Origin of the sequence: Streptomyces sp. URMC 124, assembly GCF_051386455.1 — a bacterium.
Lineage (GTDB): Bacteria > Actinomycetota > Actinomycetes > Streptomycetales > Streptomycetaceae > Streptomyces.
Window position 1 is genome coordinate 1 of the sequence record NZ_JBPQTS010000510.1, and the last position, 262, is coordinate 262.

1 protein-coding gene is annotated in these 262 nt (G+C 63.0%); it reads right to left on the bottom strand.

All coding sequences use genetic code 11. The features are described 5' to 3' along the window. A partial coding sequence (locus ACSNOG_RS33510; protein WP_436756438.1) for an aldehyde dehydrogenase family protein occupies positions 1-262 on the bottom strand: 262 nt, incomplete at both ends.

Genomic DNA, 262 nt, shown 5'->3' on the forward strand with positions numbered 1-262 from the left:
CTTCAGCGGCTTGCCCTGCTCCATCGTCATGATCCGCGCCAGCTCATCGGTATGCTCGCTGATCCGTTCAAACCAGCGGCGAAGCAGATCCCCGCGCTCCTGGGCCGTCAGTCCCGACCAATGCCCGAATGCTTCAGCCGCGGCATCCACGGCTTGTTCGGCCTCGATTCTGCCTGCCTTCGGCACGGTCCCGATCACCTTGCCGTCCGCCGGATTATACACCTCAATCGACTTGTCGGTCCGGATCCATTGGCCGCCGATG